Here is an 8,037-nt window from a genome sequence, read left to right on the forward strand (position 1 = left end):
GTTATCCGCGCGCGGATAACAACAACACGCCGCAAGTCAACGAGCGGGGTCAGTCGTTCAGCCAGCTCATCATCGGGCGCAGTTCGGCGCCCGTCTTCTCGATCGGGTGCTCGGCCAGCTCGTCCCGGTACTGCTGGAACTGCTTCTGGCCGCCCTCGAACTCGTCCACCAGCTCCTTGGCGTACTGCCCGGACTGGATCTCGCCGAGGATCTTCTTCATCGCGGCCTTGGTCTCCGGCGTGATCACGCGCGGGCCGCGGCTGTAGCCGCCGTACTCGGCGTTGTCGGACACCGACCAGTACATCTTGTGGATGCCGCCCTCGTACATGAGGTCGACGATCAGCTTCATCTCGTGCAGGACCTCGAAGTAGGCGACCTCCGGCTGGTAGCCGGCCTCGGTCAGCACCTCGAACCCGGTCTTGATCAGCTCGGAGACGCCGCCGCACAGCACGGACTGCTCGCCGAACAGGTCGGTCTCGGTCTCCTCGGTGAACGTGGTCTTGATGCCGCCCGCGCGCAGGCCGCCGATGGCCTTGGCGTAGGACAGCGCCAGCGGCCAGGCGTTGCCGGACGGGTCCTTCTCCACGGCCACGATCACCGGCACGCCGCGCCCGGCGACGAACTGGCGGCGGACGAGGTGCCCCGGGCCCTTCGGCGCGACCATCGCCACGTCCACGCCCTCCGGCGGCTGGACGAGGTCGTAGCGGATGCTGAAGCCGTGGCCGAAGAACAGCGCGTCGCCCTCGACGAGCGCCGGCTTGATGTCCTTCTCGAAGATCTCCCGGTGGTGGTGGTCGGGGGCCAGCAGCATGATGAGGTCGGCCTCCTCGGCCGCCTCCGCCGGGGTGACGACGCGCAGGCCCTCGGCCTCCGCCAGCTCCCGGCTGGCCGAGCCCTCGCGGAGCCCGACCCGGACGTCCACGCCGGAGTCGCGCAGGGACAGGGCGTGCGCGTGCCCCTGGCTGCCGTAGCCGATGACCGCCACGTGCCTGCCCTGGATCACGCTCAGGTCGGCGGCGTCGTCGTAGAACATCTCAGCCACAGTGCTGTCGCCTTTCGTTGTTATGAGGTGAGTTCACGCGCTGCGCTCGATGGCCCGCAGCGAGCGGTCGGTGATGGACCGGGCGCCGCGGCCGACGGCCACCATGCCCGACTGCACCAGTTCCTTGATGCCGAACGGCTCCAGGACCCTGATGAACGCGTCCAGCTTGTCACGGTTGCCGGTCGCCTCGATGGTGACGGCGTCCGGTGCGACGTCCACCACCTTGGCACGGAAGAGGTTGACGGTCTCCAGCACCTGGGACCGCGTCTCCGCGTCGGCGCGCACCTTGACCAGGACGAGCTCGCGCTGGACGGACGCCGTGGAGTCCAGCTCGACGATCTTCAGAACGTTGATCAGCTTGTTCAGCTGCTTGGTGACCTGTTCGAGGGGCAGGCCGGCGACGTTCACCACGATCGTCATCCGGGAGATGTCCGGGTGCTCGGTGGTGCCGACCGCGAGGGACTCGATGTTGAAGCCGCGCCGGGAGAACAGCGCCGCGACCCTGGCGAGGATGCCGGGCTTGTTCTCCACCAGCACCGAGAGGGTGTGCAGGCTCATCGGGGTCAGTCTCCGTTCTCCCACTCGGGCGCCATGTCCCGCGCGATCTGGATGTCGTCGTTGGTGGTGCCGGCCGCGACCATCGGCCAGACCATGGCGTCCTCGTGCACGACGAAGTCGATCACGACCGGCGCGTCGTTGATCTCCATGGCCTTCGCGATGACCTCGTCGACGTCCTCGGCCCTGTCGCAGCGCAGGCCGACGCAACCGTACGCCTCGGCGAGCTTGACGAAGTCGGGGATCCGCTTCGCCGCGTGCAGGTTGGTGTTGGAGTAGCGCTCGTTGTAGAAGAGCGTCTGCCACTGCCGGACCATCCCGAGGTTGCCGTTGTTGATCACGGCGACCTTCACCGGGATGCCCTCGATCGCGCAGGTCGCGAGCTCCTGGTTGGTCATCTGGAAGCAGCCGTCGCCGTCGATCGCCCAGACCGTCGTGTCCGCGGCGCCGACCTTGGCGCCCATCGCGGCGGGGACGGCGTAGCCCATCGTCCCGGCGCCGCCGGAGTTCAGGAACGCGCCCGGCCGCTCGTACTTGATGAACTGCGCGGCCCACATCTGGTGCTGGCCGACGCCCGCGACGTAGTAGGCGTCCGGCCCGGCGATCGCCCCGATCCGCTCGATGACGTACTGCGGGGACAGCGAGCCGTCGCCCGGCGTGTCGTAGCCCAGCGGATAGGTGTCGCGCCAGGCGTCGAGCTGCCGCCACCAGTCGGTGTAGTCGCCCTTGTTGCCCTGCTCGTGCTCGTTCTGCACGGCGACGATCAGGTCGGCGATGACCTCGCGGGCGTCCCCGACGATCGGGACGTCGGCGTGCCGGTTCTTGGAGATCTCCGCCGGGTCGATGTCGGCGTGCACGACCTTGGCGTGCGGCGCGAACCCGTCCAGCTTGCCGGTGACCCGGTCGTCGAACCGGGCGCCGAGGGTGACCAGCACGTCCGAGCGCTGCAGCGCGCCGACCGCGCCGACGCCGCCGTGCATGCCGGGCATGCCCATGTGCAGCGGGTGGCTGTCGGGCAGCGCGCCCTTGGCCATCAGCGTGGTGACGACGGGCGCGCCGGTCAGCTCGGCGAGCACCTTCAGCTCGGCGGACGCGCCGGCCTTCAGCACGCCGCCGCCGACGTACAGCACCGGCCGGTCGGCGTGCACGATCAGCCGCGCCGCCTCGCGGACCTGCTTGGAGTGCGGCCGGGTCACGGGCCGGTAGCCGGGCAGCTGGAGCTGGACGGGCCAGCCGAAGTCGACGGCGGCCTGCAGCGCGTCCTTGGCGATGTCGACCAGCACCGGGCCGGGCCGGCCGGTGCTCGCGATGTGGAACGCCTCGGCGATCGTCCGGGCGATGTCGGCGGCGTCGGTGACCAGGAAGTTGTGCTTGGTGATCGGCATCGTGATGCCCGCGATGTCGGCCTCCTGGAAGCCGTCCGTCCCGATGAGGGAGGACGCGACCTGGCCGGTGATCGCCACGATCGGCACCGAGTCCATGTAGGCGTCGGAGATCGCCGTGACCAGGTTGGTCGCGCCGGGGCCGCTGGTGGCCATGCAGACGCCCACCTTGCCGGTCACCATCGCGTAGCCCTGGGCGGCGTGGCCCGCGCCCTGCTCGTGCCGGACGAGGATGTGGCGCAGCTTCTTGGAGTCGAACAGCGGGTCGTACGCCGGGAGGATCGCGCCACCCGGAATGCCGAACACGGTGTCGACGCCGACGTTCTCCAGGGCGCGCACCAGCGCCTGGGCTCCCGTCATCTGTTCGGTCGTCATGATTCTGCGGTTCCTTGGGGAGTGAGTCTTGGCTCGCCGGGCAACAAAAAACCCCCGCCGCCGTGAAGCGGTCGAGGGGAGGCGCGCAGGACGAGAAGCTTGGTCAGCCCGCGCGCCGGCCAAGTACTACGAGGATGGTGAAAGTGCTCTGCACGGGCCTACTTTCGCCGATGTCCGGCCCGTGGTCAAATCCGTGGACACTAAATCTCATACTTTGAGACAGTTGTGCCGCGATTCACGCCGGCGGCGACTCAGCCCGGGAGGGGCAGCGCCACGTCGCCGGGACGGCTGCGCCCGCCGAGGTTCGTCCGCACCAGCGACTCGACCCGCCCGGCCGCCATCGGCCGCGCCACGAGGAAGCCCTGGCCGCGCGGGCAGCCCATCTCCCGCAGCAGCTCCAGCTGCTCGGGCCGCTCGATGCCCTCGGCGACCACGGTCAGCCCGAGGTCGCTGCCGAGCCGCACGATCGTGCGGGTGAGCAGCGTCAGCGTCTCGTCCGCGCCGAGGCCCGCCACGAACGACGGATCGATCTTGATGATGTCGACCGGGAGCTGGCCGAGGTAGGCCAGCGAGGCGTACCCGGTGCCGAAGTCGTCGATCGCCAGCCGGACGCCGAGGTCGCGCAGCTCCGACAGCCGCGCCACGTTCTGCCCGGCGTCCTCGACCAGGACCTCCTCGCGGACCTCCAGGGTGAGCGCGCTCGGCGCCAGTCCCGTCTCCGCCAGCACCGCCGCGACCGTCTCGGTGAACCGCGGCGCGGCGATCTGCCGGGCGGTGAAGTTCACCGACAGGCCGATGTCCCAGGAGTCGCCGCGCCACCGCGCGACCTCCCGGCACGCCTCCCGCAGCACCCACTCGCCGAGCGGGATCATCAGGCCGGACTCCTCGGCCGGGCCGATGAACTCCTCCGGCGGCACCGCCTCGCTCCCCCGCCACCAGCGCAGCAGCGCCTCCACCCCGGTCACCCGGGACGTGCCGAGGTCCACCACCGGCTGGAACTCGACCGCGAACTGCTCCTCGGCGAGCGCGGCCTGCAGGTCGCTGCCGAGCTCCAGCCGCCGGACGACGTCGGCGTGCATGTGCGGCGCGTACACCTCGACGCGCCCGCCGCCCGCCTCCTTCGCGCGGGCCATCGCGAGGTCGCCGTTGCGCAGCAGGTCGGCGGCGGTGCGGCGGACCCGGCGGTCCCCGTCGGCGTCGGCGGCGGACTCCTCGTCGTCGCCGGCGAACGCGATCCCGAGGCTCGCCGTCAGCACGATGTGCTTGTCGCCGACCTGGTAGGGGTCGACCGACAGGACGCGCAGCAGCCGCCCGGCCAGTTCGACCGTGGCGCGCGTCTCGCGGTCGTCCGGCGGCAGCTGCACGAGGACGGCGAACTCGTCGCCGCCCCAGCGCGCCACCGTGTCGTCGGACAGGACGTTCGCGCGCAGCCGCCGGGCCGCCTGCGCGAGCACCTGGTCGCCGGCCGCGTGCCCCTCCGAGTCGTTCACCGCGGTGAACCCGTCCAGGTCGACGAACACGACCGCGACCTTGCCGCCCGACGGCTGCCGCGACAGCACCTCCCGCGTCCGCTCCTCGAAGTAGGCCCGGTTCGGCAGGCCCGTCAGCCCGTCGTGGAACGTCAGGTGCGCGACCTGCCGCTGCAGCGCCGCCCGCTCGCTGAGGTCCCGGGTGGTGACCAGCAGCCGGGCCGGCGTCCCGTCCGAGCCGCTGTACCGGGAGATCGTCGACTCGGTCGGCAGCCACGTGCCGTCGGCGGCGCGTACCCGGCACGACACCCGGAGCACGTCGTCGGGGTCGCCGAGGCCGGCCTGCTCGTCCAGGAACTCGGTGAACACCGCCTGGACGTGCGGCACGTCCTCGGGGTGGACGAGCTCGTTCAGCGGACGTCCGAGCAGCTCGTCGGACGTGTAGTGGTACATCCGCAGCGCGCCCGCGCTGGCGTACCGGACGGTCGCGTCCAGGTCGCAGATGAGGACCGCGTCGCTGATGCTCTCCGACAGCGCCCGGAAGTGCTCCTCGCCGGTCTGCACGGCCTGCCGCAGCGCCTCGTTCTCCCGCAGCAGGCCCGCGAGCCGCGCGATCAGCACCAGCGCCGCCGAGCCCGCGGCGATCGAGATGCCGGGCTCCAGGCCGTTGCGCCCGGTGAGGGAGTGACCGGCGATGAACAGCGCCGCCGCGGCGGCCACGGCGGCCGGCGCGATCCCGGGGCCGATCATGCGGCCGCGCTCCTCGGCCTCGACCGCCACGTCCGGGGGGATGTCGTCGACGGGCAGGTCCGGTTCGGCGGCCGGGCCCGTCCACGGCACCAGCAGCAGGAGCAGCAGCCCGGCGAGGCGCAGGATGTCGGACGGGTCGTCGGACGGCCCGCCGCCGTCCAGCCGGACGAACGTGGTGACGATGTCGGCGACCCCGATCGCCGCCAGCGCGCCGTACCCCATCCAGGCGAGCCGGCGGTGCCCGGGCGCGGCGCCGAGCACGAACGGCAGCGCGCCGCAGACGAACACGATGTCGATCAGCGGGTACAGCAGTTCCAGCCCGAACTCGGACGGCGACTCGCCCGAACCGTGGTACAGGGCGCCGAACAGCGCGACCCAGCCGAGCACGAACAGCGCGCACGCGCAGACGTAGGTGTCGGCGGCGTAGCGCAGCCACGTCCCCGCGTCCCGCGGCGGCCGGATCGGCACGATGAGGCCGGTGACCAGCGCGACCAGCGCGAACAGGTAGAACAGGTCGGGGACCGACAGCGACAGCGCGCTGCGGCCGGGGCCGTCCGACAGGGCTCCGCCGACCGCGCCGGCGAACCAGGACGCGGCGGCGATCCCGTACCAGCGCTGCGACGCGCGCCACAGCCCGCCGGGGACGCCCGGCTCCGCCGGGAGGCCGGCCGGCCGCCGCGACGACAGCAGCAGCGAGACCGCGGCGGCGCCCGCGGCGCCCGCCTCCGCCCACGCGATGAAGGCCCGGCCGCCCCAGCCCAGCAGCGACCCGGTGGCGTACAGCACGCCGACGACCGCGGCCATGGCGACCGGCAGCGCACGCGGCGGTATCCGCCTCGCGTAGTCGCCGCTCATCGCGCCGTGTCCCTTCCTGCCCCCCGGTGGGGCGTGCCGGCCCCCGCGGACGGTGACGCCGCACGCAGGGGGGAGAGTGGGTCCACGACCCTCGCCGCTCGTACAACGGCCGGAAGGTCGTAGATCGTGCCCCGCGCAGGGTCGGCGCGAAGCGGTGGCGGGGGAACCGGCCTGCCTGGGGGGAGCATGCCTGCCGGAGCCGCCTGCCGGAGATCAGCGACGTTGCTGCACTACGGGATCACCGTGTCGCTCAATGTACGTTCGGTAGGTCACGGAGCGATTGAGGCTGGGCGTCCTCCCGGCGACAAACGCCCTCGTGGCGGATCCGTTTGGGATGTCCGAAAGGCGATCGTCACCGAATCGGTGGCTTGCCCCACATGACGCTCGGTGACGGGAACGACCCGCACGCCGGATCCGTACTACCTACGGGAGGCGTACATGCGACTGCACACGATCGTCCTGGTCTCCGCCGCGGTGCTTCTGGCGGGCTGCTCGTCCTCGCCGTCCGGCGGGGACGGTGACGGCGGCGCGCGCACACCGGCGCCGCCGCCGTCCGGTCCGTCGGCGGGCGCCGACGGCGGGCCGCGCACGGTGGCGGCGGGCCTCGAGGTGCCCTGGGCGGTCGCGTTCCTGCCCGGCGGCGACGCCCTCGTCACCGAACGCGACTCCGCGCGCCTCGTGCGGGTCGCGCCGTCCGGGAAGAAGACGACCGTCGGCACGGTGCCCGGCGTGGAACCGCAGTCGGAGGCCGGGCTACTGGGCGTAGCGGTGTCCCCGACCTATTCGACCGACCACCTCGTCTACCTGTACTACACGGCCGCGTCGGACAACCGTGTCGTGCGTGCCACCTATGACGGGCGCCTAGGAACACCCGAGCCGATCGTCACCGGCATCCCGAAGGGCCCCAACCACAACGGCGGCCGGCTCGCGTTCGGCCCCGACAAGATGCTCTACATCACCACCGGCGAGACCGGCGACGGCCCCCTCTCCCAGGACAAGGACTCCCTCGCCGGGAAGATCCTCCGCGTCACCGCCGACGGGAGGCCCGCCCCCGGCAACCCGTTCGGGAACCGCGTCTGGACCTACGGGCACCGCAACGTGCAGGGACTCGCATGGGACGGCGAGGGCCGCCTGTACGCCACCGAGTTCGGCCAGAACCGCTTCGACGAGATCAACCTCATCCAGAAGGGCCGCAACTACGGCTGGCCCGAGGTCGAGGGCGACGAGGACGGCGGCGACGGCTTCACGAAACCGCTGCTGACATGGACGACCGACGAGGCGTCCCCGTCCGGCCTCGCCTACGCGGACGGCTCCCTGTGGGCCGCCGCCCTGCGCGGCGAACGCCTGTGGCAGGTCCCGCTGGACAACGGCAAGGCGGGCCGGCCGGTCGCCCACTTCGAGGGCGAGTTCGGCCGCCTGCGCGCCGTCGTCAAGGCCCCGGACGGCACCCTCTGGGTGACGACCAGCAACCGCGACGGCCGCGGCGACCCGGCCCGGGACGACGACCGCATTCTCAGCGTGCCGGTCGGCTGACCGCCGTCCCGCGGCGCCCGCCCCGGGGCGGCGCCACGCGTCAGGACGCCCCGGGCGTCTACAGGATCAGCGCGCG

General features: G+C 72.0%; 5 protein-coding genes. 1 reads left to right on the forward strand and 4 read right to left on the reverse strand.

All coding sequences use genetic code 11. The features are described 5' to 3' along the window. Window positions 1-49: 49 nt before the first annotated feature. The 4 genes from ilvC to ABZ806_RS44325 all read right to left on the reverse strand — a co-directional run bounded on the left by ilvC (window position 50) and on the right by ABZ806_RS44325 (window position 6,428). The gene (gene ilvC / locus ABZ806_RS44310; protein ID WP_500225888.1) at window positions 50-1,033 is read right to left on the reverse strand and encodes a ketol-acid reductoisomerase; all 984 of its coding nucleotides are present in this window, start codon (window positions 1,031-1,033) and stop codon (window positions 50-52) included. A 42-nt stretch (window positions 1,034-1,075) separates the two neighbouring features. After that, window positions 1,076-1,600, reverse strand: a complete 525-nt coding sequence (gene ilvN, locus ABZ806_RS44315; protein ID WP_500225876.1) for an acetolactate synthase small subunit — start codon at window positions 1,598-1,600, stop codon at window positions 1,076-1,078. Between the two features lie 5 nt (window positions 1,601-1,605). Beyond that, entirely contained in the window at window positions 1,606-3,477 is a 1,872-nt protein-coding gene (locus tag ABZ806_RS44320) for an acetolactate synthase large subunit (RefSeq protein WP_500225878.1), read from the reverse strand. Window positions 3,478-3,605: 128 nt separating this feature from the next. Beyond that, the gene (locus tag ABZ806_RS44325) at window positions 3,606-6,428 is read right to left on the reverse strand and encodes a putative bifunctional diguanylate cyclase/phosphodiesterase (protein ID WP_500225882.1); all 2,823 of its coding nucleotides are present in this window, start codon (window positions 6,426-6,428) and stop codon (window positions 3,606-3,608) included. A gap of 438 nt (window positions 6,429-6,866) precedes the next feature. Between ABZ806_RS44325 and ABZ806_RS44330 the strand changes: the two genes are divergently transcribed. Continuing rightward, on the forward strand, window positions 6,867-7,961 hold the full coding sequence (locus ABZ806_RS44330; protein WP_500225885.1) for a PQQ-dependent sugar dehydrogenase: 1,095 nt from the start codon (window positions 6,867-6,869) through the stop codon (window positions 7,959-7,961). Window positions 7,962-8,037: the final 76 nt, after the last annotated feature.

Origin of the sequence: Spirillospora sp. NPDC047418 (assembly GCF_040643275.1) — a bacterium.
In the GTDB taxonomy this organism is placed as follows: domain Bacteria; phylum Actinomycetota; class Actinomycetes; order Streptosporangiales; family Streptosporangiaceae; genus Spirillospora.

What these genes read in the sequence shown, in the direction of transcription:
- ABZ806_RS44330 (WP_500225885.1), top strand. Translation starts at nt 6,867, where the DNA reads ATGCGACTGCACACGATCGTCCTGGTCTCCGCCGCGGTGCTTCTGGCG.
- ABZ806_RS44325 (WP_500225882.1), bottom strand. Translation starts at nt 6,428, where the DNA reads ATGAGCGGCGACTACGCGAGGCGGATACCGCCGCGTGCGCTGCCGGTC.
- ilvN (WP_500225876.1), bottom strand. Translation starts at nt 1,600, where the DNA reads ATGAGCCTGCACACCCTCTCGGTGCTGGTGGAGAACAAGCCCGGCATC.
- ilvC (WP_500225888.1), bottom strand. Translation starts at nt 1,033, where the DNA reads ATGTTCTACGACGACGCCGCCGACCTGAGCGTGATCCAGGGCAGGCAC.